This window comes from Sphingomonas sp. (assembly GCF_004799495.1).
Classification (GTDB): Bacteria; Pseudomonadota; Alphaproteobacteria; order Sphingomonadales; family Sphingomonadaceae; genus Sphingomonas.
The window spans coordinates 193,376-217,764 of record NZ_SSMY01000001.1; the positions used below are offsets into that span (position 1 = coordinate 193,376).

Sequence of the window (24,389 nt, forward strand, 5' to 3'; positions counted from 1 at the left end):
CGAATGATTCGATCCGCCAAAAGGGGATGCCTTACATGAAGAAGACCTTGATCGTCGCGGCCGCCGCCGGCCTGCTCTCGCTCACCGCTTGCGGCCACAAGACCGATGCCGCCGACAATGTCGTCGCCAACGCCGACGCCGCCGCCGACAACATGGTCGCCAACACCGACGCCGTCGCCGACAACATGGTCGACAACGCCAGCGCCACCGCCGACGCGATGAAGGACAATGCCTCGAACGCCGCTGACGCGATGAAGGATCACGCCGAGAACAAGGCGGATGCAATGGACGCGAAGACCAAGTAAGGCGATAGACGCGGCAACGCCCGCGCCGGTGCGCGTCAGCGCAAGTGCTTACCGGACGGCGGGCGGCCCGGGCCGATCCGGCCTACGGCTTGCCGGCGGCATCGTCCAGCGAATAAGAAAAGCGGCGGAGCATAGCTCCGCCGCTTTTGTTTATCTCAAGTGCTGGGAGCGATAGCGGCGCGGAGCAAATCCGCGCCGTCGGTCGGATCGAGTTCGCTTGTCCGCCGTCCGGGGCAATCGATCGATCGGCGGACAGCGGCGCTACTCGCCGTCGATCGCCGCGCCCCATGCGCCGATCTCGTCATTGAAGTGCCGCTCGACCACCACGTCCCCCGCGATACCGCGATCGAGCCCGATCGCCGCCGACCCCTGCCACTCCCACGTCGCATTCCCCGACAGCCGTACCATTCCGTCGGCCTGCGCACAGCCATGCACCAGCCCGCCGGCGTTGCGCAGTGTCACCAGAGCCGCGAACCGTGTCCGTTCGGTCAGGCACGCGGCGAACAGCGACGCCGCCATCGCGCTGCCGCAACTGTCGGTCAGCCCGACCCCGCGCTCGTGCGTGCGCACGAACAGCTCTTCCTCACTTCGCACGACGACGAACGACACGTTGGCGCGGTTTGGCAGCCAAGCGGGCGCCGCCTCGCAACGCTGGCCGACCGCGATCAACTCGGCTTCGTCGATGGCCTCCACGAATGCGATCAAGTGCGGGTTGGGGATCGCTACTGCGGTAAACAGGCGCTCACTCGATAGCCCGGCGATCGCCATCTGGACGTTCTGGTGCCGCCCGATCGCCATCGGCCATTCGTCGATATCGAGGCTTGCCGGGCCCGCCAGTTCGCCCACCGTGACCACGCCAGGCGCAAGGTCGGGGTCGCGCCACACCTCCGCGCTCGTCGTCTTGAGCCGCACCAGCGCCTGCTCGATCCCGTGGCGTTCGAACCCCGCGCGCGCGACGCAACGCAAGCCATTGAGGCACGTCTCCGCCTCCGACCCGTCGCTGTTGAACATCCGCATCCCGAACGCGTGGCTGGCGTCGCCATCGGTCAGCAGCAACAGCCCGTCGCTCCCGACCGGCCCGCGCCGGTCCGCCAGCGCGCCCGCGATCCTGCCCCACTCGCCATCGCTCCGCTCGACCCCGCGCGCATCGACCAGCGCGAAATCGTTGCCGGACCCGTGGCATTTGATGAAATCGATCCGCATGGCGGGGAATGTAGCGTCGGCGACGGGCGCGTTCAAACTGCGCGACCCATCGGGGCTTCCGATCTCGGCATCCCAATGCGGCAAGCTTACGGCAACCGATAATGGTCCGCCAGCCGATCGAGCGCGAGCCCGAGCACCAGCCGCCCCGCACGGCTGGGCCAGTTGAGCGCGCGTTCGGCGGCGGGGATCGCTTCGCCCGCGCAGACCGCGCGCCACAATATGTCGTTCAGCCCGCCACCCACCGCGTCGATGGCGGCGTTGAAACGGCGCTTGGCGGCGAGATGGGCGTGGGTCGGGTCGCCGCCGTCGCCGCCACCGCCATCCACGCGGACCCGGTCCCATTGCATCGTCACGCGCGGACCGAGCCCGGCGATCTCGTAATCGCGCCGCAGCCGCTCGCCCGCCTCGACCTGGCGCGCGTCGACCAGCCCGCGCGCGGCGAGCCACGACAGCGGCGATTCGGCGCGGTTGATCGTGACGGTGCGCCGCGCGCGGCGCGCCGGCGTCGCGTCGCGTCCCGGCACCGTCGCCACGTCCGCCGGATCGAATTCGACTTCCAAGAGGTCGCGCATTGGATTCTCCTGTTTCGAGCACGGCCCCTTGCCATATGGTTCCTTCTGTAGGAAAGAAGATAACCTATCTGGCAAATCGAGGTTTACCCATGATCACCGCCATCCGCGAAGTCCGTCGCGCCAGGGGCATGACCCTCGACGATGTCGCCCGGGCATGCGTGCCCCCGACCACCGCGCAGACGATCGGCCGGCTCGAGACGGGGATGCGGACGGTGTCGGTCGGCTGGCTCAACCGCATCGCGGCGGCGCTGGGGGTCGAGGCGGCCGACCTGGTCAAACTACCCGATCACGCCGAATTGCCGGTCGCCGCAATGCTCGGCGCCGAAGGCGCGCACGCGCCGGCGCGTCCGATCCTGCTGCCGCCGCCGCGCGCCGCCGCAGGGACAGTGGGAATCGCCGTAGTAGGCGGTATCGGCGATTACAGGAGCGGCGACACAATCTGGTGCGAGCCGCTCGCGCCCGAGGCATTCGGCGGCGCGCTCAATCGCGACGTGCTGGTGCCGCGGCCCGGCGGGCGCTTCCTGTTCGGGCGGCTGATCGGGCGTGAGGCCGACCGGCTGCAATTGCTCCCGCTCGGCGCCGGACAACGGCAACAGGTCGTGAGCGACCCGCCGTGGATCGCGCGCGCGGTGACGCTGATCCGCGCGTTATAGATCGATCGGCTCACGCCGGGACGCGCGTGCGGCCCGCACCGCAAGCTATGGCGGCCTTCCCGCGGCACGGACGCGGTGGTGGGCGATGACGGGCTCGAACCGCCGACCCTCTCGGTGTAAACGAGATGCTCTACCAACTGAGCTAATCGCCCTCGCCCGCGCCTGTGCCGTGCAACGTGCGTTGGCGCAAGCCGCATCAGAGCGCCTCCAGTCCGTTTTGCCGCAACGCCGCGAAATAGCGACCCATCTTTTCCCGAGCCGATTCGCTCAGCGCCAGGAACGCGCGGCGGCGGTCGAACGGGTCGGGCTGGCGCACGAACAGTCCGGCGTCGGTCATTCGCGCGATCCAACGCAGCGCCGTGGTCGGCGCCACCGCCGCGGCGATGCACAGGCTCGATACCGATACCTGCGCGCCTTCGATTTCGGCGGCATAGAGGTCGAGCAACATGTCCCAGGCTGGATCCTCGAACAGACCATCGGCGAAGAACTGATCGCGCATGCGGCGCGCGCGGATCACCCGTCGGATTTCGGCCCCGGTCGGGGAGATTACCGCCGGAGCGGTCGGCGGCGCCGCATAGGCAATTTTTCGGTCGGCGACGCCCCCGGAGCGCCGCTCGTCGGCCGAAAGCCGCGCCAGCACGCGCGAAATTCGCGCCACTTCCTCGTTCAGATGCCGCAATTGCGCGGACTCGCCGTCGCCCGACTTGTCGTGCAGTACGTCCCGGGAAAAGCCGGTCAGCGCGACCGCGAACGCCGCTGCACGATCTGCGACGGTGGGCGCGCATAACAGTTCGACGCGATCGCCCAGCAGCGCAGCCGTCACCACATCGATCTGGTCGACATCCAGCGCGACGACGACATGAGCGCGAGCGCTTTCGTGCATCTCGGCAATCCGCGGCAGCGCTGCCGCCAGGATGTCGAGCGCCACCCCTTGGACTTCGGCCGCGACCAGCTCGATCGGACCATTATGGTCGAAACGGCCGGCTATCGCACCCTGCCAGTCCGACTGGCCGCGAAACTCGCCACCGACCAGCGCGATTGCCTGCTCGGCGTCGGCGGCAATCGCCGAGTCGTCGGCGATGATCAACGCCAACGTACTGTCCCCCCTGCCGTAGTCGGTTGCCCGGAGCATCGTCGCGCCTCGCGAAAAGCCGCCGTCCCCCGGCAGAGTCGCAAAATACGCAATTTACGTATTTGACTCAGCATTTGCCGGTCCAAAACGGGGGCGACGCCTCCATTTCGGAGATATTCCAGGCAGACGGGTCCGCCGCTGCGCTCACATTCAGCCCAGCGACTTCACGATCTCCTCGACCATCTTCTTGGCATCGGAGAGCAGCATCATCGTATTGTCCTGGTAGAAGACGTCGTTGTCGACCCCGGCATAGCCGACCCCGCCCATCGACCGCTTGATAAACAGCACGGTCTTGGCCTTGTTCACGTCGAACACCGGCATGCCATAGATCGGCGAGGATTTGTCGGTCTTGGCCGCGGGATTGACCACGTCGTTGGCGCCGATGATGAACGCGACGTCGGTCTGCGCGAATTCGCTGTTGATGTCCTCGAGCTCGAACACTTCGTCATACGGCACGTTGGCCTCGGCGAGCAGCACGTTCATGTGCCCCGGCATGCGCCCCGCGACGGGGTGGATCGCGTATTTCACGCGCACCCCATGTTCCTTGAGCTTGTCGGCCATTTCGCGGAGCACATGCTGCGCCTGCGCGACCGCCATGCCGTAGCCGGGGATGATGATGACCTGTTCAGCCTGCTGCATCAGGAAGGCGGCGTCCTCGGCCGATCCGCGCTTCCACGGGCGTTGCTCCTTCGCCTCGCCGGCCCCGCCGCCCGCATCGCCGCCGAAGCCGCCCGCGATCACGCTGATGAAGCTGCGGTTCATCGCGCGGCACATGATGTAGCTGAGGATCGCGCCCGAACTGCCCACCAAGGCGCCGGTGATGATCATCGCGGTGTTATGGAGCGTGAACCCCATCGCCGCCGCCGCCCAGCCCGAATAGCTGTTGAGCATCGACACCACGACCGGCATGTCCGCGCCGCCGATCGGGATGATCAGCAGGAAGCCGATCGCGAAGCTAAGCCCCGTGATCGTCCAGAACACCCACGGCGCCTGATCCTGCGTGAAGTAGCCGACCAGTCCGAGAATGCCCGCGAGCACCGCGAGGTTGATGATGTGCCGCCCCGGCAGCAGGATGGGCTTGCCACCCACGTTGCCGTTGAGCTTGAGGAACGCGATCACCGAGCCCGAAAAGGTGATCGCGCCGATCGCGACGCCGAGCCCCATTTCGATGCGGCTTTGCGTGAAAATCTGCCCGGCCTCGGCGATGCCGAACGCACCGGGATTGAGGAACGCCGCGCCGGCCACCAGCACCGCCGCCAAACCGACCAGCGAGTGAAATGCGGCCACAAGCTGCGGCATCGCGGTCATCGCAATACGGCGCGCTGTGACGATACCAATCGCCGCGCCAATCCCGATCGCTACAAGGATTTCGATCGTCGTCGCGCCGTCGAGCTTGAACATCGAAGCCCAGGCATCGTTGCTGTAGGGATCGCTGCCGGGAGCAGCGAAGGTTGTACTTTTCCCCGGTAAATGCGTGACCAGCGTCGTCACCACCGCGATCGTCATGCCGATCATGCCGAAGCGGTTGCCGCGCTGGCTCGAGGTCGGGCTCGACAGCCCGCGCAGCGCGAGGATGAAGCACACCCCGGCGACGAGATAGGCCAGCGCCGCCCACGGGTTTTGCGCGAGGCCCTCCATCACTTGGCCTTCTTCTTGTACATGGCGAGCATCCGCGCGGTGACTGCGAACCCGCCGAAAATGTTGACGCTCGCCAGCACCACCGCGAGCAGCCCGAGCCATTTCGACGTCGCGCCCGTGCCCCCGATCCCGATCGCCGCGCTGGCGATCAGCGCGCCGACGATGATCACCGACGAAATCGCGTTGGTCACCGCCATCAGCGGCGTGTGCAGTGCCGGGGTGACCGACCACACGACGTAATAGCCTACGAACACGGCCATCACGAAGATGGACAGGGTTTGGATGAATTCCATGGACTACTCCTGATCCTCCCCGGCACGGGGAGGGGGACCGCCGGCCGAAGGCCGGTGGTGGAGGGGCGTCAACGCAAGCGCGACGATCGCGGCGGCAGCCTCGTCGGCGTTGCGCAGAATGTCACGAGCAGGAATTCGGACAATGATCAATCCGCGCTGGCGCATGAAGTCGTCCCGCGTTGCGTCGCGTGCCACGACGCCAGGCTGATCATGAATTTGCCCATCGACTTCGATCACCAGCTTCGCAGACGGACAGTAGAAGTCCGCCACATAGTCCAACCCGACCGGATGACCGCGCCGAAAGCGGATTCCTGTTGGCGCGCGCCGCAATCGCTGCCACAAAAGCACTTCCGGATAGCTCATGTCCCGGCGGAGCTTGCGGGCAGTCTCCACAATCGGCGGCACGTGTGGGTGATGCGCCCCTCCACCGCGCTTCGCGCGGTCCCCCTCCCCGTGCCGGGGAGGATCAAGTGGAGCCGTCGTCACCCGAGCAGCCTCGCGTTCACGACCTTGCCGTCCCGCGTCAGCCGCACCGCGTCGCCGATTTCCTCGTCGAGCACGGGCCGCCCCGCGTCCTTGTCCCAGAAGGTCGAGAGGAAATTGTAGAGGTTGCGTGCGAACAGTGCGGAAGCGTCCGACGCCAGGCGACTGGCGACGTTCTTGTAGCCGACGATCTTGACCCCATGCCGTTCGACCACTTGGCCCGCGACCGCGCCCTCGACATTGCCGCCGCTTTCGACCGCGAGGTCGACGATCACGCTGCCGGGCTTCATCGTCGCGATCTGCGCGTCGCTGATCAGGCGCGGCGCGGGGCGGCCGGGGATCAGCGCGGTCGTGATGACGATGTCCTGCTTGGCGATGTGCGACGAGACCAGTTCGGCCTGCGCCTTTTGGTACTCTTCGCTCATCTCGGTCGCGTAGCCGCCCGATCCTTCGCCCTCGATCCCCGCGACATTCTCGACGAAGATCGGCTTGGCGCCGAGGCTGAGGATCTGCTCCTTGGTGGCCGAGCGCACGTCGGTCGCCGAGACTTGCGCGCCGAGCCGCCGCGCGGTGGCGATCGCCTGAAGCCCCGCGACGCCCACGCCCATCACGAACGCTTTCGCAGCCGAGACGGTGCCCGCCGCGGTCATCATCATCGGGAAGGCGCGGCCATATTCGGCACCCGCATCGAGCACCGCCTTGTAGCCCGCAAGGTTGGCCTGGCTCGACAGGATGTCCATCGACTGCGCGCGGGTGATGCGCGGCATGAATTCCATGGCCAGCGCCTCGTAGCCGGCGGCGGCATAGCCATCGACACGCTCGCGCTCGCCGAACGGGTTGAGCCCCGCGACGATCCACGCGCCGGCATTGGCGCCCGTGAGACTCGCGGGGTCGGGCCCCTGGATGCCGAGCACAATATCCGCGCCCTTCAGCGCCGCCCCCCGCGCGCCGACGCTGGCGCCCGCCGCCGCATAATCGGCGTCGGCAATGCTCGCCGTGTCTCCCGCCCCGGCCTCGACCGCGACGTCCGCGCCCAGCGCGATGAATTTCTTGACGGTTTCCGGCGTCGCGGCGACGCGGCGTTCGCCCTCGGCGGTTTCCTTGAGGACGGCGATCTTCACGCGGGGCGGGTTACTTGGCGCCGCCGGAGGAGATCAGCCAGATCACGATCGCGGCGACGATCAGGCATCCGACCGCGCCCCATTTGAGCAGCGCGATGACCGAGCCATAGGTCTGCTCGTGCGGTTTCATGTCGGTATCGCCGGCCATCAGTCATGTCGCTCCCGTGTTGTTCCCAAAGTCTTAACCGCCGCCGCGGCTCGCCTCAAGCCCCACGCGGGCAGACTTAAGGCCGCCTTTACCTGCCATCGCTATGACCGGCGTTCACGACACGCGAACAAGAGGGCGGGGATGACGCGCAACGGCCAGCGCCTCCTGATGTTGATCGACGACGAACCCGCGCAGCGCCGCCTCGTTTCGGCGATCGCCGCGCGGCGCGACTGGCGGTCGGTGTTCGCCGCCGACGGCGAGACCGCGATCGCGATGCTCGGCACGCAGGACGGGATGCAGCTCGATGCGATCCTGCTCGACAATTTCGGGCCCGAAGCCGACGCCGAGCGCCTGATCGTCGAATTGCGCCTGCGCCGTCCGCAACTGCCGATCCTGATGCTGACCGCCAACGGGTCGGTCGCCGACGCCGTCTCCGCGATGCGCGCGGGTGCGACCGATTTCCTGGTCAAGCCGTTCGCCGCCGATCGCTTGCTCGCCGCGCTCGATTCGGTCGCGGCCGGAACCGACGCGGGCGAGTTGCGCCCGCTGACGGAGAAGATTCCCGCGCTGCTCGGGTTTGACGAGATCGTCGGCGCGTCGCCCGATTTCCGCGCCGCGCTCGCGATTGCCGCGAAGGCTGCCCGCGCCCGCGTGCCCGTGCTGATCGAGGGCGAGAGCGGAGTCGGCAAGGAAGTCGTCGCCGAAGCAATCCACGCCGCCTCCCCGCGCGGCAAGAAACCGATGGTCGCGATCAATTGCGGCGCGATCCCCGCGAACCTGGTCGAAAGCGAGCTGTTCGGGCACGAAAAGGGCGCGTTCACCGGCGCGTTCGAGCGCAAGATCGGCCGGTTCCAGGATGCCGACGGCGGCACGATCTTCCTCGACGAGATCGGCGAAATGCCGCTCGACGCGCAGGTCAAACTGCTCCGCGTGCTGCAATCGGGCGAGATCCAGCCGATCGGCACACGGCACATGCGCGAGGTCGACGTCCGCGTGATCGCGGCGACCAACAAGCGGTTGATCGAAGAGGTCGAGGCGGGACGGTTCCGCGAAGACCTCTATTACCGCCTCAACGTCGTCCAGGTGACGATTCCGCCCTTGCGCGAACGCACCGGCGACATCCCTGCGCTTGCGCGCCATCTGCTCGCCCGTATCGCCGACCAGCCGGGACTGCGCCCGCTCGGCATCACCGACGACGCGCTCGCCTTGCTCGGCCGCTACGACTGGCCGGGCAACGTCCGCCAGCTCCAGAACGCGCTGTTCCGCGCCGCGGTGCTGTGCGACGGCGACGCGCTGACGTTAAGCGATTTCCCGCAAATCGCCGCGCTCGGCTCGGGCCGCGTGCCGAGTCCGGTCGGCCAGATGGCGACCAGCGGAGGCGTCACGCTGTTCAAGCCCGACGGGAACATGCGGACGCTCGAAGACATTGAGGCTGACGTCATTCGCCTCGCGATCGGCCATTACCGCGGCCGCATGACCGAAGTCGCGCGGCGGCTCGGGATCGGGCGCTCGACGCTCTACCGCAAGCTTGGTGAGCTGGGCATCGATAACGCGGCCTAGCGTCCGACCAACGCCCGGTCGCGCAACCCGCGCCAGACTTTCAGCGCCTGCACCGTTTCCGCGACGTCGTGGACGCGCAACAGCTGTATCCCGGCTTCCGCGCCTTTCAGCGCCAACGCCAGCGAGCCACCGAGCCGCCGATCTGGCGGTGCTTCGTTCGACAGCGCCCCGATCATCCGCTTGCGGCTGGCGCCGAGCATGATCGGGCAGCCCAGCCCGTGGAACATCGCGAGGCCGTTGAGCAGCGCGAGATTGTCAGCGAGCCGCTTGCCGAACCCGATGCCGGGATCGACGATGATTTTCGCTCGATCGACACCGCCCGCGACCACCGTCGCGACGCGATCCTCGAGCCAGTCGAACACTTCGGTCAGCACGTCGCCATAGCTGGCGCCGCCATGCGGCCCCTTGGCCGGATCGGGCGAGTGCATCAGCACCACCGGGCACCCCGCCTTCGTCACCACCCCCAGCGCGCGGTCGTCCCAGATCAGCGCCGAGACATCGTTGACGATGGCCGCACCGCCCGCCAGCGCCGCCTCCATCACCGCGGCCTTGCGCGTGTCGATTGAGACCAAGGTCCCCGCCTTGGCGAGCCCGCGTACCACGGGATCGGTGCGCTCGATCTCGTCGCCTTCCCACACCGTCTGCGCGCCGGGCCGGGTCGATTCGCCGCCGACATCGATCAGCGCCGCGCCCGCCCCCGTCATCGCGACGCCGGCCGCGACCGGATCGTCCGACGCGCCGCCCGAAAAACTGTCGGGCGTGACGTTGAGGATACCCGCGATCTGCGGCTGGTCGAACCGCAAGGTCCGCTCGCCCAATACCAACGGCGCGCGCGGCGCGGTGATCGCGGCGTGGAGTCTGGCGGCGCGCTCGTCGGTCGCGCCCAGGGTCTTGTCGAACTCGGCGATCGAGATCGTGCGCCGCGCGCCGTCCTCGATCACCTCATACGCGGCGAACCACTGCATCCCCGCCGCGATCCGCGCGACTTCACCGTCATGACCGATCGGCGTGTCGACGAACTGGACGGGGCGGAGGTGCACTAGGGCTGCGTCGCCAGCAGGTAGTTTTGCCGGAGCGCGTCGATCGGCTTGAGCCCGTCCGCGGCTTCATAATGCCAGAAGGTCCAGCCGTTGCACGCCGGTGCATTCTGCAGCGTCGCGCCGAGCTTGTGGATCGATCCGCTGTTGCCGCACGCCGATTTGAGCGAGCCGTCGGCGCCGACCGTCGCCTGCCACCGGCGCTTGGCGTCGGTGAGCATCGACCCGGGCACGAGCATCCCGTTTTCGACCAGCGAGCCGAACGCGACGCGCGGCGCGGCCTTGGGCGACTGCATCGTCGTCAGCGCGCTCTCGTCGAGCGGCAATGCGGCGGCGATCCGCTCCTCGGCCGCCTCGATATAGACCGGCTCGCGCTCGATCCCGATCCAGCGCCGGCCCAGCCGCTTCGCCACCGCGCCCGTCGTTCCGGTGCCGAAAAACGGGTCGAGCACCACGTCGCCGGGCTTGGTGCAGGCGAGCAGGATGCGATAGATCAGCGCTTCGGGCTTCTGCGTCGGGTGGACCTTGACGCCGTTCTTCTTCAACCGCTCCGGCCCGCCGCAGATCGGGAATTCCCAGTCGCTGCGCATCTGTAGCTCGTCGTTGAGCGTCTTCATGCTGCGATAGTTGAACGTGTAGCGCGCCTTCTCCCCCGTCGACGCCCAGATCAATGTTTCGTGCGCGTTGGTGAAGCGGGTGCCCTTGAAATTGGGCATCGGGTTGGCTTTCCGCCACACGATGTCGTTGAGGATCCAATACCCCAGATCCTGGATCGCCGACCCGACCTTGAAGATGTTGTGATAGCTGCCGATCACCCAGATCGCGCCATTGTCCTTCAGGATGCGTCGCGCCTCGGCCAGCCATTCGCGGGTGAAGCGGTCATACGCGGTCAGCGAATCGAACTTGTCCCAATCGTCGGTGACGGCATCGACATGACTGCCGTCGGGCCGCGCGAGGTCGCCGCCGAGTTGAAGGTTATAGGGCGGATCGGCGAAGATCAGGTCGACCGACTTCGCCGGCAACGACCGCATCGTCTCGATGCAATCGCCCATCAGGATCCGGTCGAGCGGCAACGCACCGGTTGCGACCGGCGATGGCGCGCGCTTGACCTTCTCGATGACCCCCATCGATTCCCACTCCCCCGAAATGTCGCGCGCAGGAAGGCTGACGCGACCGACTCCGGTCAAGCGAAACTTAGTTAACGAACGGCGTTACCAAATCGTTAAGAAACCGGAACATTTCGCGACACCGGGCAGATGTTGAGTCGTCCGCATCCCACCGCCCCAATTAGTGGGGTGTGGCGCAAAAGACTCAGAACGGAAGAACCGTTTGCGCGACCGGCGCGAAGCTGCGGCGGTGGAGCGGCGTGATCCCGTGCTCCTTGAGCGCACGGAGATGCTCGGGCGCGGGATAGCCCTTGTTCCGTTGCCAGCCGTAATGCGGATAGGTTTCGGCATGCGCGATCATGATCTGGTCGCGGGTGTGCTTGGCGACGATCGAGGCGGCGGCGATCGACAGGCTGATGCCGTCGCCCCTGACGATCGCGGTCGCGGCGTAGCGCCAGCGCGGCAGGCGGTTGCCGTCGACCAGGACGTGCCCGGGATCGCAGCCGATCGCCGCGCACAGCTGTTCGACCGCCAGCGTCATCGCCTTCATCCGCGCCCAATAGATGTTGAGCACGTCGATCTCGTCATTCTCGACGATCCCGACCCCGACCACCGCGCACTTGCGTAGCCGGTCGTGGAGCCGCTCGCGCTCGGACGCCGACAATTTCTTCGAATCGTCGATCCCGCGCGGGATGCCCTTGGCCGGCAGAATTACGGCTGCCGCGACCACTGGCCCCGCGAGCGGCGCGCAGCCGGCTTCGTCCACCCCGACGACCGGGGCGACACAGAGCTTTTCGTGTTTGAGGCCGGGCATGTTCAGCCCTCTATCTCGTCAAACGGCACCACGCCAAGCGCATGGCCCATCGGCCCGTGCCCGCCACCCAGCCGCGGTGCCGACAGGATCGCGATACGAACGAAGCGGATCGCGCGCTCCACCGCATCCTCGACCGTCATGCCGCCGCCCAGCCCGGCCGCGATAGCGCTCGACAGCGTGCAGCCGGTGCCGTGTGTGTCGGTCGTGTCGAACCTTTTGGCCTCCCACTGGCGCAGCCTGCCGCCGGGCGCGTAGAGTTCGTCGACGATCCGTTCGCCCTCGGCATGTCCGCCCTTTTCGAGCAAGTGGCAGCCATGCGCGAGCACCGCGTCGCGCCCCCCGAGCGCCGCCAGTTCGGGCAAGTTGGGCGTCGTCACCGTCGCAAGTTTCATCAGCCGCTCAAACGCCGCGATCGTGTCTGCGTCCGCCAGCACATCCCCGCTGGTCGCGACCATCACGGGATCTAACACGATCGGCACGTCGATATGCTCGAGCACGTCGGCCACCGCATTCGCGGTCCCGGCCGATCCGATCATGCCGATCTTGACCGCGTCGACGCCTATGTCGGTCACCACCGAATTGATCTGCGCGACCACCATCCCGGCGGGCACGGGCAGCACTGCCTGTACCCCCAGCGTATTCTGCGCGGTGATCGCGGTGATCGCGGTCATCGCGTGGCCACCGAGCATCGTCACCGTCTTGATATCGGCCTGAACGCCCGCGCCGCCGCCCGAATCGCTGCCGGCGATGATGAGGATGCGGGGGGTCATGGCGGTCGCGAATGTTCCCAATGTTCGCAGTGGCTATGGTGTTCGCCGGGAACCCGAAACGGCCGTGGCGACATCATGCCGCTCCATGCCACAGCCGCGCGCGTGTAGGAAAGTTTTTATCCCCGCTTACGCGCTTGGGGGTAGCTGCCGAGTACACGCAACCATTTGGAATGGAACCCCAATTCTTCCAACGCGCGGTCGAGATTGTCGTCGCCTGGCTTGCCTTCGACATCGGCGTAGAAATCGGTCGCGGCGAAGCTGCCGCCCTTTTGATAGCTTTCCAGCTTGGTCATGTTGACGCCTTCTGTCGCGAACCCGCCCATCGCCTTGTACAGCGCGGCGGGGACGTTCCTCACCTCGAAGATGATCGTCGTCATGAACGGGCCGTCGCCGGTCAGCGGTCGGCCGCCGCGCGCCAGCGTCACGAAGCGCGTTGTGTTGTGCTCGGCATCGGCGATGTCGCTGGCCAACGTCTCCAGCCCATAAATCTCGGCGGCGCGCGGCGGCGCGAGCGCGGCGACTTTCGGATCGTTGAGTTCGGCGACCAGCGCGGCGGCGCCGGCGGTATCAGGATAGGCGATCGGCGCGATGCCGTGCGCTTTCAGCCAGTGGCGGCACTGGCCGAGCGCCTGCGGGTGGCTCATCGCTTCTTTGATGCCGTCGATCGGGCCGAGACCCATCAAGGAATAGCGGATCGGGAGGAAATGTTCGCCCGTGATGACCAGCCCCGATTCGGGCAGCAGGAAGTGCATGTCGGCGACGCGGCCGTGGAGAGAATTCTCGATCGGGATGACCGCGCAATCAGCCTGACCCTGTTTCACCGCATCGATCGCATCCTCGAACGAAAAGCACGGCAGCGGGAGGCCGTCGGGGAACGCTTCGAGCGCCGCGACGTGGCTGTTCGCGCCCGGCGCGCCCTGAAACGCGACCGCGCGGCTTGGCGTCTTGGCGGCGGCTTCAGCCATCGCGGCGACGATCGGACGAGCGGGGGCGGCGAAATTCTCCATGGAGCGCCGCGCTTAGTGGTGCGTTTGTCGCCTAGCAAGCTAGGCTCGCGCGGTGCCGGCCCGCTCCCCCCTCCCGACCGCCCAATCAGGGTATTCTATGGGCGGTCGGGAGGGGGGAGCGGGCCGGCACCGCATGGCGACCGTGAGGTCGCCCAAACGAACCTTGCCCGCTGCGTTTCGCGTTACTAAAGGGTCAAGCACTCAATTCAGGGGCGTCGCGGAAAAACCATGAACGACAATAGCAACACGATCGCGGGCTGGACGCTGGCCGGGTGCTTCGCCGCGCTGGGCCTGACGATCGTGGGCGGGATGATCTACAAGAGCCACGAGCCCAAGAAGGAAGGCTATCCGGTCGAGGCGGTCGATGAAGGCGGCGGCGATGCGGGTGCTGCCGAAGTGCCGATCGCGACCCTGCTCCCCACCGCCGACGCGGCCAAGGGCGCGGAAGTGTTCAAGAAGTGCGGCGCGTGCCACACGATCAACCAGGGCGGCGCCAACGGGATCGGCCCGAACCTCTACGCGACGGTCGGCGAAGCGGTTGCGACGGGCAAGGGCGGGTTCGCCTTCTCCGACGCGCTCAAGGCCAAGGGCGGCAAGTGGGGCTTCGACGAGCTCAACGCGTGGCTGACGAGCCCGCGCAAATATGCGCCGGGCACCAAGATGACCTTTGCGGGTCTCTCCAACCCGAAGGATCGCGCCGACGTGATCCTGTATTTGAATTCGCAAGGCTCGAACCTGCCGCTCCCGCCGCCCCCGGCGGCCGGCGCCGCGCCCGCGTCGGGCAAGCCCGCCACCGCGACTGCCCCGGCGTCGCCGAGCGACGGCAAGGGCGCGGCAGCGGCCGGTGCCGAAACCGTCGGCAACCCGTCCGCCGCATCCGGCGCGCCGTCGAAGGATCCCAACGCCGTCAAGCGCGCAGGGAAATAAGACCAAACTAAATGACGCTTCCCCGGCGAAAGCCGGGGTCCAGCATAGCGCCGCCCGCAACTGGATCCCCGGCCTTCGTCGGGGAGCCGTTGTTCGTTGTCCGTTATGCTATTCCCCCGGCCCCGCGGTCGGCGCGTGCGCGGCGACCTGTTCGGCGGAATGCCGTTCTGCCTCGGCCTTGCCCTGTTCGGTCGACCGGTCGCGGTAGAAGGCCTGGACGTGTTCCCAGCCCTCCTCGGCGGTTTCGCAATAGGTGAAGATGCCGAGGTCCTTGGCCGACACCACGCCTTCCTCGACCAGCGCCGGGAAATTGACGACGCGCTCCCAGAATTCGCGGCCGTAGAGCAGCACCGGGATCGGCTGGATCTTGCCGGTCTGGATCAGCGTCAGCAGTTCGAACAGTTCGTCGAACGTGCCGAACCCGCCCGGGAACGCCGCCAGCGCGCGCGCGTGAAGCAGGAAGTGCATCTTCCTGAGCGCGAAATAGTGGAACTGCAGGCTGAGGCCGGGCGTGACATAGGCGTTGGGCGCCTGTTCGTGCGGCAGCAGGATGTTGAGACCGATCGATTCGGCGCCGACGTCCGCCGCGCCGCGATTGGCCGCTTCCATGATCGACGGCCCGCCGCCCGAACACACCACGAAGTGGCGCTTGCCCGATTCATCGAGCGGGAACTGGCTGGCGATCCGGCCCAGCTCGCGCGCGACGTCGTAGTATTTGGACTTTTCGACCAGTCGCTGAGCGATCGTGCGCGACGTGTCGTCGGTCGCGGCGGCGAGGATCGCCTTGGCCTTTTCGGGCTCGGGGATTCGTGCCGACCCGTACATCACGAAGGTCGAGGCGATCCCGGCTTCATCGAGGATCAGTTCTGGCTTGAGCAATTCGAGCTGGAAGCGGACCGGGCGCAAATCCTCGCGCAACAGGAAGTCCATATCCTGAAAGGCCAAGCGGTAGGCCGGGTTTTCGGTCTGCGGGGTGGAGATGCCGACCTTGGCGCGGTCGGCTTCTTCCTTGGCGCGCGGAAAGACGCGCGAGGGAACACGGGTTTCAGTCATCCCAGCCTAGTAGAGCAAGGAATTATAGATCGGCAAGTGCGGTAGGTTTGCGTCGGCGAGCCGAACCAAAGCCCTATCGGCAGAAGCTCTTATGGTCGTCTTCCAGATGAAGGTGATCGTGGTGCGCGGCGTTGTAGTCGGGGCTCAACACCGTGCCGAACCGCTTGCACGCCGAGGCGTGGATCAGCTGGAAGAAACGTTGCGTGTCCGCATCGTCGGCATGCCAATCACCCTCTACCGAAATGCGCCGTCCGTCCGCCAGGATGAACGCCGACACGTCGACCGCATTGGCGAGCGCGTGGCCCGACAAACGGGGCGTCGCGGTGCCGACGGTGTTGCGGCACGCATACGTCCCCATCGTCTCGATCCGCACCAGCTTGCTGCCGAGCACCTGGTACGCGGCGGGCGCGACGGCATTGCGCGTCCAGCCGATGAATTCCTCCGCCAGCCCGCAGCGCATCGCCTTGATGCCGGTGACCGGCACGCCAATGTCGATCAACTGCACCGCGCCGATCACCTGGCACCCGCCGCCATAATCACGATCGGGCAGCGGCGAGAAGCGCACCTCCTCGCGGCTGAGGTCGGCGAAGCACGCCTGCGTGTCGCGGCTGGTCGGCAGGCTGAGCGTGACCGGCGGCGCGCCCATTGGCCGGGCCGGCGGCAAGCGGTCGTTGCCGCCGCCGAACACGCAGCCCGCGAGGAGCAAACCGGTCAAGGGAGCCAGAACCTTCACGCCCCCGACTGTCGCGCATCATGGTTAACGGTTCGCAAACATCGCCACGCCGGCGACTAGTCGAAAATCGTCGAGTCCACCGCGTGCAATTGCAGGTCTGCGACATGACGGATGATCGTCGCCAGGCACGCGGCGGCGCCGATGCCCGTTGCGCCGCCCAAGATCAGTAAAACCCCCTGCGCCACGCTGAAACCGATCATGGGATCGGGATTGCGCGGCATGAAAGCTTGTATCGTCCCCAGGACACCGCGCCCGAGTCCTTGACGCACCGCAGCAAATCTATACGCACGCCGACGGGCCACGCGGTCCCAACGCCGCGCGTGCTCTCTGCAAGGAGAGACTGACATGACTGAACTGCTCGTTCCCGACGCCACAGCTGCGTCCGTCGCCAAGCCGAACACCAAGCCGGCGCGACCCCATTTCTCCAGCGGACCCTGCGCCAAGCCCCCGGGCTGGGACGCGTCGAAGCTCGACACGCGCGTGCTCGGCCGCTCGCACCGGTCCAAGCTGGGCAAGGCGCGGTTGCAATATGCGATCGACCTGATGCGCGAGGTGCTCGGGCTTCCGACCACGCACCGCATCGGCATCGTGCCAGGCTCCGACACCGGCGCGTTCGAGATGGCGATGTGGACGATGCTCGGCGCGCGGCCCGTGACGTGCCTAGCGTGGGAGAGCTTCGGCGAAGGCTGGGTGACCGACGCGGTCAAGCAGCTCAAGATCGAGCCGACCGTCATCCGCGCCGACTACGGCCAGCTGCCCGATCTGGCGCACGTCGATTGGACCAACGACGTGCTGTTCACCTGGAACGGCACGACATCCGGCGTCCGCGTGCCGAACGGCGACTGGATTCCCGGAGACCGCGAAGGGCTGAGCTTTGCCGATGCGACCAGCGCGGTGTTCGCCTACGATCTGCCGTGGGACAAGATCGATGTCGCGACCTTCAGCTGGCAGAAGGTGCTGGGCGGTGAGGGCGGGCACGGCGTCCTGATCCTCGGCCCGCGCGCGGTCGCGCGGCTGGAGACTTACACGCCTGCATGGCCGCTCCCCAAAGTGTTCCGGCTCATGTCGAAGGGTGCGCTCGCCGAGGGCGTGTTCAAAGGCGAGACGATCAACACGCCGTCGATGCTCGCGGTCGAGGATGCGATCTTCAGCCTCGAATGGGCGAAATCGCTCGGGCCGCGCGGCTTGATCGCGCGGAGCGATGCCAATGCCGCGGCGCTCGACGCGATCGTCGCGGCGCGCGGCTGGCTCGGGCATCTCGCGACCGATCCGGCGAGCCGGTCGAAGACCAGCGTCTGCCTGACGGTCGAGGGCGCGGACGAAGCGTTCATCAAGAAGATGGCCGCGCTGCTCGAAACCGAGGACGCCGCGTACGACATCGCCGGATATCGCGACGCCCCGCCGGGCCTGCGCATCTGGTGCGGAGCGACGGTCGACACCGCCGACATCGTCGTGCTCGGGCCGTGGCTCGACTGGGCCTATTCGCAGGCGAAGGCCGCCTGAATTCCGCTGTTCCCCGGCGAAGGCCGGGGTCCAGCTTCCACAGACATCGTAACTGGACCCCGGCCTTCGCCGGGGCACGGAGAAGAAAATGCCAAAAGTTCTCATCAGCGACAAAATGGACCCCAAGGCCGCGCAGATCTTCCGCGAGCGCGGGGTCGAGGTCGACGAGATCACGGGGAAGACCCCCGACGAGCTTGCCGCGATCATCGGCGACTATGACGGCCTCGCCATCCGCTCGTCCACCAAAGTGACCAAGGCGATTCTCGACGCCGCGACCAATTTGAAGGTCGTCGGCCGGGCCGGGATCGGGGTCGACAACGTCGACATCCCCTATGCCAGCGCCAAGGGCGTGGTCGTCATGAACACGCCCTTCGGCAACTCGATCACCACCGCCGAGCACGCCATCGCGCTGATGTTCGCGCTCGCCCGCGACTTGCCCGAGGCGGACAAGTCCACACAGGCGGGCAAGTGGGAGAAGAACCGCTTCATGGGGGTCGAGATGACCTCCAAGACGCTCGGGCTGATCGGCGCGGGCAACATCGGGTCGATCGTCGCCGACCGCGCGCACGGCCTGCGGATGAAGGTGATCGCGTTCGACCCGTTCCTGTCGCCCGAACGCGCGGTCGAACTGGGCGTCGAGAAGGTCGACCTCGACGATCTGCTCGCGCGCGCCGATTTCATCACGCTCCATACCCCGCTGACCGACCAGACGCGCAACATCCTCTCTCGCGACAATCTGCTCCGCACCAAGAAGGGCGTGCGCATCGTCAATTGCGCGCGCGGCGGGCTGATCGACGAGGCCGCGCTCAAGGAATTGCTCGATTCGGGGCATATCGCGGGTGCCGCGCTTGACGTGTTCGTGACCGAGCCGGCGACAGAATCGCCACTGTTCGGCACGCCCAACTTCATCTCCACCCCGCACTTGGGCGCGTCGACCAACGAAGCGCAGGTCAATGTCGCGATCCAGGTCGCCGAGCAGATGGCCGATTATCTGGTCTCGGGCGGGGTCACCAACGCGCTCAACGTGCCGAGCCTCAGCGCGGAGGAAGCGCCGCGGCTCAAGCCGTACATGGCGCTGGCGGAGAAGCTCGGCAGCCTGGTCGGCCAGCTCACCACCGGCGCGATCGGGCGCATCTCGATCCATTCGGAGGGCGCCGCGGCCGAACTCAACCAGAAACCGATCGTCGCGGCGGTGCTCGCCGGGTTCCTGCGCACGCAGACCGACACGGTGAACATGGTCAACGCGCCCTTGCTCGCGAAGGAACGCGGGATGGAGGTGAGCGAGGTGCGCACGCAGGGCGAGAGCGATTACCACACGCTGCTGCGCGTCTCGGTACGCACCGACGCCGGTGAGCGGTCGGTCGCGGGCACGCTGTTCGGCGACGAGGCGCCGCGGCTGGTCGAGCTGTTCGGGATCAAGGTCGAGGCCGACCTCGCCGGGCACATGCTCTACGTCGTCAACGAGGACGCGCCAGGGTTTATCGGCCGGCTCGGCACGTTGCTCGGGACCGAGGGCGTCAATATCGGCACCTTCCACCTGGGGCGGCGTAGCACGGGTGGCGAAGCGGTGCTGCTGCTGTCGGTCGACGACCCGGTGACGCCCGAGCTGATCGCCAAGGTGCGCGGGCTCGCGGGCGTGAAGACCGTGATGGGGTTATCGTTCTAGCCCGGAGGCGCTAAAGGCCCGCGCGTGACCCACGCCCTTCTCCCCTCCGGCTTCCACGATCGCCTGCCCCCCGACGCCGATGCGGCGGCGCGGCTGGAGCGGCGCGTGCTCGATGCGGCGCGGTTCCACGGCTACGAGCGCGTCGACCCGCCGCTCGCCGAGTTCGAGGACGCGCTCAGCCACCGGCTCAAGTCGGCGCGGGCGCAAGATTCGGTGCGCTTCGTCGATCCGGTCAGCCAGCGCACCCTTGCGATCCGGCCCGACATCACCGCGCAGGTCGGACGGATCGCCGCGACTCGGATGGGGCACCACCCGCGCCCGGTGCGGCTGAGCTATGCCGGGTCGGTGCTGCGGCTGCGCGCGTCGCAGCTGTCACCCGAGCGCGAGCGGCGCCAGGCCGGGTGCGAGCTGATCGGGCTCGATACCGTCGCGGCGGCGCGCGAGATCGTGCTCGTCGCGGTCGAGGCGCTCGAGGCCGCGGGCGTGACGGGCGTGTCGATCGACTTCACCCTGCCCGACCTGCTCGGCGTGCTGAGCGCGGGGCCGTTTCCGCTGGGCGATGAGTCGCTCGACGATCTCGCCAATCGTCTCGATGCAAAGGATGCCGGCGGGGTCGCGGCGATCGCGCCGGCGTACCTGCCGCTGATCGAGGCGGCTGGACCATTCGACGCCGCGCACGACCGGCTGTGCGCGTTCGACGCGGGCGGCGCGCTGACCAGCCGGCTCGACGGCTTGTGGCACGTGGCAGAAGCCGTGCGCGGCCGCGTCGCGCTGACGCTCGACCCGACCGAACGCCACGGGTTCGAATATCAGACATGGCTCGGCTTCTCGCTGTTCGCGTCGGGCACGCGCGGCGAGATCGGGCGCGGCGGCAGTTACACGATCGTGCACGAGGACGGCGCCGAGGAAGCCGCGATCGGCTTCTCGCTCTACATCGACGCGATCGTCGCGGCGGCGTCGGACGAGGAACGGCGGCGGCTGTTCGTGCCGCTCGGCACCGATCCTGCGCTCGCGGCGAAGCTGCGCGGCGAAGGCTGGGTCACCGTCGCCGCACTGGAAGCGGGCGATACGCCCGAGGCGCAACTCTGCACCCACGTTCTGGCCGGTACCGACCCGCGCCCATTGAAAGGATAAGTCGTGGCCAACGTCGCGGTTATCGGCGCCCAGTGGGGCGACGAGGGCAAGGGCAAGATCGTCGACTGGCTGTCGGAGCGCGCCGACGTCGTCGTGCGGTTTCAGGGCGGGCATAATGCCGGGCACACGCTCGTCATCGACGGGAAGACGTACAAGCTCGCGCTGCTGCCGTCGGGGGTGGTGCGGGGCACGCTCAGCGTCATCGGCAACGGCGTGGTGTTCGACCCGTGGCACTTCCGCGACGAAGTCGCAAAGATCGCCGAACAGGGCGTGTCGATCACGCCGGAATTGCTCCACATCGCCGAGACCGCGCCGCTGATCCTGCCGCTCCACCGCGACCTCGACGCCTTGCGCGAGGATGCGCTCGAGGAAGGCAATGCGGGGCAGAAGATCGGGACGACGCGGCGCGGGATCGGGCCGGCGTACGAGGACAAGGTCGGGCGCCGCGCGATCCGCATTTGTGACCTCGCGCATCTCGACGAACTCGGGCCGCAGATCGATCGCCTGTGCGCGCACCACGATGCGCTCCTCGCGGGGTTCGGGAAAGCCCCGATCGACCGCGAGGCGTTGCTCGCCGACCTGCGCGAGATCGCCGATGTCGTGCTGCCCTTTGCCAAGCCAGTGTGGGTGACGCTCAACGAGGCCAATGCGCGCGGCAAGCGCATCCTGTTTGAGGGCGCGCAGGGCGTGCTGCTCGACGTCGATCATGGCACCTATCCGTTCGTCACCTCGTCGAACACCGTCGCCGGGACCGCATCGGCGGGGTCGGGGCTGGGGCCGGGCCGGGTCGGGTTCGTGTTGGGGATCGTCAAGGCGTACACGACGCGCGTCGGCTCCGGGCCGTTCCCGACCGAGCAGGATAACGAGATCGGCGAATATCTCGGCACGCGCGGGCGCGAGTTCGGGGTGAACACGGGACGCAAGCGGCGGTGCGGCTGGTTCGACGCGGTGCTGGTGCGGCAATCGGCGGCGGTCAGCGGCATCACGGGAATCGCGCTGACCAAGCTCGACATTCTCGACGGACTCGACGAGATCAAGATCTGTACCGGCTATCGGCTGGGCGACAGGACCTATGATTACCTGCCGCCGCACCCGCAGGACCAGGCGGCGGTCGAGCCGATCTACGAAACGGTACCGGGCTGGAGCGAGTCCACCGCGGGCGCGCGCAGCTGGGCCGATCTGCCGGCGGCGGCGATCAAATATATCCGCCGGATCGAGGAACTGATACGCTGCCCGGTGGCGCTGGTGTCGACCAGCCCCGAGCGGAACGACACGATTTTGGTGCGCGATCCGTTCGCCGACTAACAGTCGGGGGAGGGGGAAACATGCCACTTCACGTCATCGGGTCGGGCCTGGGCCGGACGGGCACCAAGTCGCTGCAAACCGCGCTCAACATGCTGGGTGTCGGCCCATGCCACCATATGGTCGAGGTGTTCGCGCATCCCGAAAGCATGGCGCTGTGGGTCGAGGCGGCGAAGGGCCGGCCCGATTGGGATGCGATCTTCGCCAACTATGGCTCGGCGGTCGATTATCCGACGGCGGCCTTTTGGCGCGAGCTTGCGGACTATTATCCGGACGCCAAGATCATCCACACCGTGCGCGACCCGGATAAATGGTTCGAATCGACGCAGGCGACGATCTTCGCCCCGCAAGGCCCCGTCGCCAACGCGAGTGCCGACGCCGGACCGATGGGCGAATTCTTCGCCAGCATCATGGGGCCGATGGCCGGGCGCATGGCCGACCGCGCGTTCATGACCGACTATTTCCGGCGGCACAGCGCGGAAGTCGAAGCCGAGATCGCGCCCGACCGGCTGCTGGTCTATCAAGCGGGGCAGGGCTGGGAACCGCTGTGCAGCTTCCTTGGCGTGCCGGTCCCCGCCGAGCCCTATCCGTCGGAAAACAGCCGCGCCGAATTCATCGCCCGCATCCAGGCGCACCAACCGGGCGTGCAATAAAAAGGCCAGCCCGCAAGCGGGACGCTCGCGGACTGGCCCATCGAAGCAAACCCCGCAGCGAGGTTATTTCTTTTTCTTCTTCTTGGCGGCGGCGGTCGCCGACGTATCGGCCGTCGTGCCGGTATCGCTCGTCATCGCGCTCGTGGCGGTGTTCGCCGCCGCATCGGCGGCCGGGGTGGCTGCGGTGGCATCGACGCTGGATGATGTGCTGGTGTCGGGCGCCGAAACGGGCGGGGTCGAGACTGGCGGAACGGTCATGCTCGGGGTCGAAACCGAGGGAATTGTGGCTTGCGGTGTCGAGACCGACGGCAGGGTCTGCGCGCTCGCAACGCCAGAGGTGCCGGCGATCAGCGCACCGGCGAGAATAACCAACTTCATGCAAAATTCTCCTGGTCCGATGATGGACACCGTTTCGAAGAATCCGCAGCGGCAAAGGCTCCGCGTAGCGTCCCCGAAACCGACCGGCTGGGCGTAGGGCGGGCCGAAACCGGGATCGGCGGCGCGGGACTCAGCCGACCTGCGCGCGGTGGAGCAATTTCTGGTCGGCGAGGACGAGCGCGACCATCGCCTCGACGACGGGCACGCCGCGGATGCCGACGCAGGGGTCGTGGCGGCCCTTCGTGGCGATATCGGTTGCCTCACCGTCGCGGGTGATCGTCTCGACGGGGGTCAGGATCGAGCTGGTCGGCTTGAACGCGACGCGCAAGGTGATCGGCTGGCCGGTCGAAATGCCGCCCGCGATCCCCCCGGCATGGTTGGCGAGGAATTCGGGACCGTTCTCGCCCGGGCGCATCGCGTCGGCGTTCTGCTCGCCCGACAGCGAAGCCGCGCCGAAACCATCGCCGATCTCGACGCCCTTGACCGCGTTGATCCCCATGCAGGCGTGTGCGAGCTCGGCGTCGAGCTTGGCATAGAGCGGCGCCCCCCAGCCGGCGGGCACCCCGGTCGCCTCGCATGCGATGACCGCGCCGAGCGACGATCCGGCCTTCCGTGCACTGTCGACCAGCGCTTCCCAGCGTTTCGCCGCATCGGCATCGGGGCAGAAGAACGGGTTGTTGGCGATCTCCGCGGCGTCGAAATTCGCAGGGTCGATCGCGTCGCCACCGATCGCCTCGACCCAGGCAGTGATCGTCACCTCGGGGATGACCAGCCGCGCCACCGCGCCCGCCGCGACCCGGCTCGCCGTCTCGCGTGCCGAGGATCGCCCGCCGCCGCGATAGTCGCGGAACCCGTATTTGGCGTCGTAGGCGTAATCGGCGTGGCCGGGGCGATAGGCGGCCGCGACCTCGCTGTAATCCTTCGATCGCTGATCCACGTTCTCGATCATCAGGCTAATCGGCGTGCCGGTGGTTTTCCCCTCGAATACTCCCGACAGGATGCGCACCTGATCAGGCTCCTGCCGCTGCGTGGTGAAGCGCGATTGCCCCGGCCGCCGCGCGTCGAGGAACGGCTGGATGTCCCTTTCGCTCAGCGCCAGCCCCGGCGGGCACCCGTCGACCACTGCGCCGATCGACGGCCCGTGGCTCTCTCCCCAAGTCGTAAAGCGGAAGACGTGGCCGAAGCTGTTGTAGCTCAC

At 67.3% G+C, this 24,389-nt stretch carries 27 protein-coding genes and 1 tRNA gene; 9 read left to right on the forward strand and 19 right to left on the reverse strand.

Features of this window, described 5'->3' with window-relative positions; all coding sequences use genetic code 11:
• Window positions 1-35 precede the first annotated feature (35 nt).
• Window positions 36-305 (forward strand): hypothetical protein, encoded by a 270-nt coding sequence (locus tag E7773_RS00995; RefSeq protein WP_293987038.1) that lies wholly within the window; start codon window positions 36-38, stop codon window positions 303-305.
• 261 nt (window positions 306-566) lie between these two features.
• Here E7773_RS00995 and dapF read toward each other — a convergent pair whose 3' ends face one another.
• The gene (dapF, locus tag E7773_RS01000) at window positions 567-1,508 is read right to left on the reverse strand and encodes a diaminopimelate epimerase (protein WP_293987039.1); all 942 of its coding nucleotides are present in this window, start codon (window positions 1,506-1,508) and stop codon (window positions 567-569) included.
• 86 nt (window positions 1,509-1,594) lie between these two features.
• Window positions 1,595-2,080 (reverse strand): DUF6456 domain-containing protein, encoded by a 486-nt coding sequence (locus E7773_RS01005; RefSeq protein WP_293987040.1) that lies wholly within the window; start codon window positions 2,078-2,080, stop codon window positions 1,595-1,597.
• Window positions 2,081-2,169: 89 nt separating this feature from the next.
• Between E7773_RS01005 and E7773_RS01010 the strand changes: the two genes are divergently transcribed.
• Window positions 2,170-2,733 (forward strand): helix-turn-helix transcriptional regulator, encoded by a 564-nt coding sequence (locus tag E7773_RS01010; protein WP_293987042.1) that lies wholly within the window; start codon window positions 2,170-2,172, stop codon window positions 2,731-2,733.
• A 76-nt stretch (window positions 2,734-2,809) separates the two neighbouring features.
• Here E7773_RS01010 and E7773_RS01015 read toward each other — a convergent pair.
• The 7 genes from E7773_RS01015 to E7773_RS01045 all read right to left on the reverse strand — a co-directional run bounded on the left by E7773_RS01015 (window position 2,810) and on the right by E7773_RS01045 (window position 7,548).
• A tRNA-Val gene (locus E7773_RS01015) sits at window positions 2,810-2,885 on the reverse strand.
• A 44-nt stretch (window positions 2,886-2,929) separates the two neighbouring features.
• Window positions 2,930-3,826: a hypothetical protein gene (locus E7773_RS01020; RefSeq protein WP_293987044.1), complete on the reverse strand. Its 897-nt coding sequence runs from the start codon at window positions 3,824-3,826 to the stop codon at window positions 2,930-2,932.
• 189 nt (window positions 3,827-4,015) lie between these two features.
• On the reverse strand, window positions 4,016-5,503 hold the full coding sequence (locus tag E7773_RS01025) for an NAD(P)(+) transhydrogenase (Re/Si-specific) subunit beta (RefSeq protein ID WP_293987157.1): 1,488 nt from the start codon (window positions 5,501-5,503) through the stop codon (window positions 4,016-4,018).
• Window positions 5,503-5,796: a proton-translocating transhydrogenase family protein gene (locus E7773_RS01030; protein ID WP_293987046.1), complete on the reverse strand. Its 294-nt coding sequence runs from the start codon at window positions 5,794-5,796 to the stop codon at window positions 5,503-5,505. The genes E7773_RS01025 and E7773_RS01030 overlap by 1 nt, the downstream gene beginning before the upstream one ends.
• A gap of 3 nt (window positions 5,797-5,799) precedes the next feature.
• Entirely contained in the window at window positions 5,800-6,201 is a 402-nt protein-coding gene (locus E7773_RS01035) for an endonuclease domain-containing protein (RefSeq protein WP_363129663.1), read from the reverse strand.
• A 77-nt stretch (window positions 6,202-6,278) separates the two neighbouring features.
• Window positions 6,279-7,400: an NAD(P) transhydrogenase subunit alpha gene (locus tag E7773_RS01040; RefSeq protein WP_293987048.1), complete on the reverse strand. Its 1,122-nt coding sequence runs from the start codon at window positions 7,398-7,400 to the stop codon at window positions 6,279-6,281.
• 10 nt (window positions 7,401-7,410) lie between these two features.
• Entirely contained in the window at window positions 7,411-7,548 is a 138-nt protein-coding gene (locus E7773_RS01045) for an aa3-type cytochrome c oxidase subunit IV (protein WP_293987049.1), read from the reverse strand.
• 141 nt (window positions 7,549-7,689) lie between these two features.
• Between E7773_RS01045 and E7773_RS01050 the strand changes: the two genes are divergently transcribed.
• Window positions 7,690-9,108 carry a sigma-54 dependent transcriptional regulator gene (locus E7773_RS01050; RefSeq protein ID WP_293987051.1) on the forward strand — a complete coding sequence of 473 codons (1,419 nt, stop codon included), beginning with the start codon at window positions 7,690-7,692 and terminating at the stop codon, window positions 9,106-9,108.
• Here E7773_RS01050 and folP read toward each other — a convergent pair.
• From folP to E7773_RS01075, 5 genes are all read right to left on the reverse strand, one after another.
• Window positions 9,105-10,148 (reverse strand): dihydropteroate synthase, encoded by a 1,044-nt coding sequence (folP, locus tag E7773_RS01055; RefSeq protein ID WP_293987053.1) that lies wholly within the window; start codon window positions 10,146-10,148, stop codon window positions 9,105-9,107. The two genes, E7773_RS01050 and folP, sit on opposite strands and share 4 nt — an antisense overlap.
• A complete protein-coding gene (locus E7773_RS01060) occupies window positions 10,148-11,272 on the reverse strand; it encodes a site-specific DNA-methyltransferase (RefSeq protein ID WP_293987160.1) in 1,125 nt (374 codons plus the stop codon). Before E7773_RS01060 ends, folP begins: the two co-directional genes overlap by 1 nt.
• A gap of 184 nt (window positions 11,273-11,456) precedes the next feature.
• The gene (locus E7773_RS01065) at window positions 11,457-12,065 is read right to left on the reverse strand and encodes a ribonuclease HII (RefSeq protein ID WP_293987055.1); all 609 of its coding nucleotides are present in this window, start codon (window positions 12,063-12,065) and stop codon (window positions 11,457-11,459) included.
• Window positions 12,066-12,067: 2 nt separating this feature from the next.
• Window positions 12,068-12,835, reverse strand: a complete 768-nt coding sequence (thiD, locus tag E7773_RS01070) for a bifunctional hydroxymethylpyrimidine kinase/phosphomethylpyrimidine kinase (RefSeq protein WP_293987056.1) — start codon at window positions 12,833-12,835, stop codon at window positions 12,068-12,070.
• Between the two features lie 116 nt (window positions 12,836-12,951).
• Entirely contained in the window at window positions 12,952-13,842 is an 891-nt protein-coding gene (locus tag E7773_RS01075) for a prephenate dehydratase (RefSeq protein WP_293987057.1), read from the reverse strand.
• A 228-nt stretch (window positions 13,843-14,070) separates the two neighbouring features.
• On the opposite strand from E7773_RS01075, the gene E7773_RS01080 reads away from it, so the two are divergent.
• Window positions 14,071-14,769, forward strand: a complete 699-nt coding sequence (locus tag E7773_RS01080; protein WP_293987059.1) for a cytochrome c family protein — start codon at window positions 14,071-14,073, stop codon at window positions 14,767-14,769.
• A 108-nt stretch (window positions 14,770-14,877) separates the two neighbouring features.
• Here E7773_RS01080 and E7773_RS01085 read toward each other — a convergent pair whose 3' ends face one another.
• From E7773_RS01085 to E7773_RS01095, 3 genes are all read right to left on the reverse strand, one after another.
• Window positions 14,878-15,822: an LOG family protein gene (locus E7773_RS01085; protein WP_293987061.1), complete on the reverse strand. Its 945-nt coding sequence runs from the start codon at window positions 15,820-15,822 to the stop codon at window positions 14,878-14,880.
• 73 nt (window positions 15,823-15,895) lie between these two features.
• Window positions 15,896-16,468, reverse strand: coding sequence for an extensin family protein (locus tag E7773_RS01090; protein ID WP_293987162.1), 573 nt, complete (start codon window positions 16,466-16,468; stop codon window positions 15,896-15,898).
• A 143-nt stretch (window positions 16,469-16,611) separates the two neighbouring features.
• Entirely contained in the window at window positions 16,612-16,776 is a 165-nt protein-coding gene (locus tag E7773_RS01095; RefSeq protein ID WP_293987063.1) for a hypothetical protein, read from the reverse strand.
• Between the two features lie 124 nt (window positions 16,777-16,900).
• On the opposite strand from E7773_RS01095, the gene E7773_RS01100 reads away from it, so the two are divergent.
• The 5 genes from E7773_RS01100 (at window position 16,901) to E7773_RS01120 (ending at window position 22,813) form a co-directional block, all read left to right on the forward strand.
• A complete protein-coding gene (locus tag E7773_RS01100) occupies window positions 16,901-18,058 on the forward strand; it encodes a phosphoserine transaminase (RefSeq protein WP_293987065.1) in 1,158 nt (385 codons plus the stop codon).
• A gap of 88 nt (window positions 18,059-18,146) precedes the next feature.
• Window positions 18,147-19,724, forward strand: a complete 1,578-nt coding sequence (gene serA / locus E7773_RS01105) for a phosphoglycerate dehydrogenase (protein WP_293987067.1) — start codon at window positions 18,147-18,149, stop codon at window positions 19,722-19,724.
• Between the two features lie 24 nt (window positions 19,725-19,748).
• A complete protein-coding gene (locus E7773_RS01110; protein WP_293987069.1) occupies window positions 19,749-20,858 on the forward strand; it encodes an ATP phosphoribosyltransferase regulatory subunit in 1,110 nt (369 codons plus the stop codon).
• 3 nt (window positions 20,859-20,861) lie between these two features.
• Entirely contained in the window at window positions 20,862-22,163 is a 1,302-nt protein-coding gene (locus tag E7773_RS01115; protein ID WP_293987071.1) for an adenylosuccinate synthase, read from the forward strand.
• Window positions 22,164-22,183: 20 nt separating this feature from the next.
• The gene (locus tag E7773_RS01120; RefSeq protein ID WP_293987073.1) at window positions 22,184-22,813 is read left to right on the forward strand and encodes a sulfotransferase family protein; all 630 of its coding nucleotides are present in this window, start codon (window positions 22,184-22,186) and stop codon (window positions 22,811-22,813) included.
• A 63-nt stretch (window positions 22,814-22,876) separates the two neighbouring features.
• Here the strand turns inward: E7773_RS01120 and E7773_RS01125 are convergent, their stop codons facing one another.
• Together E7773_RS01125 and aroC are read right to left on the reverse strand one after the other, a co-directional pair.
• Window positions 22,877-23,191: a hypothetical protein gene (locus E7773_RS01125; RefSeq protein WP_293987074.1), complete on the reverse strand. Its 315-nt coding sequence runs from the start codon at window positions 23,189-23,191 to the stop codon at window positions 22,877-22,879.
• A 130-nt stretch (window positions 23,192-23,321) separates the two neighbouring features.
• Window positions 23,322-24,389, reverse strand: coding sequence for a chorismate synthase (gene aroC / locus E7773_RS01130; protein WP_293987075.1), 1,068 nt, complete (start codon window positions 24,387-24,389; stop codon window positions 23,322-23,324).

Coding starts and splice junctions, on each gene's coding strand:
- E7773_RS00995 (WP_293987038.1), top strand. CDS start 36: ATGAAGAAGACCTTGATCGTCGCGGCCGCCGCCGGCCTGCTCTCGCTC.
- dapF (WP_293987039.1), bottom strand. CDS start 1,508: ATGCGGATCGATTTCATCAAATGCCACGGGTCCGGCAACGATTTCGCG.
- E7773_RS01005 (WP_293987040.1), bottom strand. CDS start 2,080: ATGCGCGACCTCTTGGAAGTCGAATTCGATCCGGCGGACGTGGCGACG.
- E7773_RS01010 (WP_293987042.1), top strand. CDS start 2,170: ATGATCACCGCCATCCGCGAAGTCCGTCGCGCCAGGGGCATGACCCTC.
- E7773_RS01025 (WP_293987157.1), bottom strand. CDS start 5,503: ATGGAGGGCCTCGCGCAAAACCCGTGGGCGGCGCTGGCCTATCTCGTC.
- E7773_RS01030 (WP_293987046.1), bottom strand. CDS start 5,796: ATGGAATTCATCCAAACCCTGTCCATCTTCGTGATGGCCGTGTTCGTA.
- E7773_RS01045 (WP_293987049.1), bottom strand. CDS start 7,548: ATGGCCGGCGATACCGACATGAAACCGCACGAGCAGACCTATGGCTCG.
- E7773_RS01050 (WP_293987051.1), top strand. CDS start 7,690: ATGACGCGCAACGGCCAGCGCCTCCTGATGTTGATCGACGACGAACCC.
- E7773_RS01060 (WP_293987160.1), bottom strand. CDS start 11,272: ATGGGGGTCATCGAGAAGGTCAAGCGCGCGCCATCGCCGGTCGCAACC.
- E7773_RS01065 (WP_293987055.1), bottom strand. CDS start 12,065: ATGCCCGGCCTCAAACACGAAAAGCTCTGTGTCGCCCCGGTCGTCGGG.
- thiD (WP_293987056.1), bottom strand. CDS start 12,835: ATGACCCCCCGCATCCTCATCATCGCCGGCAGCGATTCGGGCGGCGGC.
- E7773_RS01075 (WP_293987057.1), bottom strand. CDS start 13,842: ATGGAGAATTTCGCCGCCCCCGCTCGTCCGATCGTCGCCGCGATGGCT.
- E7773_RS01080 (WP_293987059.1), top strand. CDS start 14,071: ATGAACGACAATAGCAACACGATCGCGGGCTGGACGCTGGCCGGGTGC.
- E7773_RS01085 (WP_293987061.1), bottom strand. CDS start 15,822: ATGACTGAAACCCGTGTTCCCTCGCGCGTCTTTCCGCGCGCCAAGGAA.
- E7773_RS01090 (WP_293987162.1), bottom strand. CDS start 16,468: ATGGGCGCGCCGCCGGTCACGCTCAGCCTGCCGACCAGCCGCGACACG.
- E7773_RS01095 (WP_293987063.1), bottom strand. CDS start 16,776: ATGCCGCGCAATCCCGATCCCATGATCGGTTTCAGCGTGGCGCAGGGG.
- E7773_RS01100 (WP_293987065.1), top strand. CDS start 16,901: ATGACTGAACTGCTCGTTCCCGACGCCACAGCTGCGTCCGTCGCCAAG.
- serA (WP_293987067.1), top strand. CDS start 18,147: ATGCCAAAAGTTCTCATCAGCGACAAAATGGACCCCAAGGCCGCGCAG.
- E7773_RS01120 (WP_293987073.1), top strand. CDS start 22,184: ATGCCACTTCACGTCATCGGGTCGGGCCTGGGCCGGACGGGCACCAAG.
- E7773_RS01125 (WP_293987074.1), bottom strand. CDS start 23,191: ATGAAGTTGGTTATTCTCGCCGGTGCGCTGATCGCCGGCACCTCTGGC.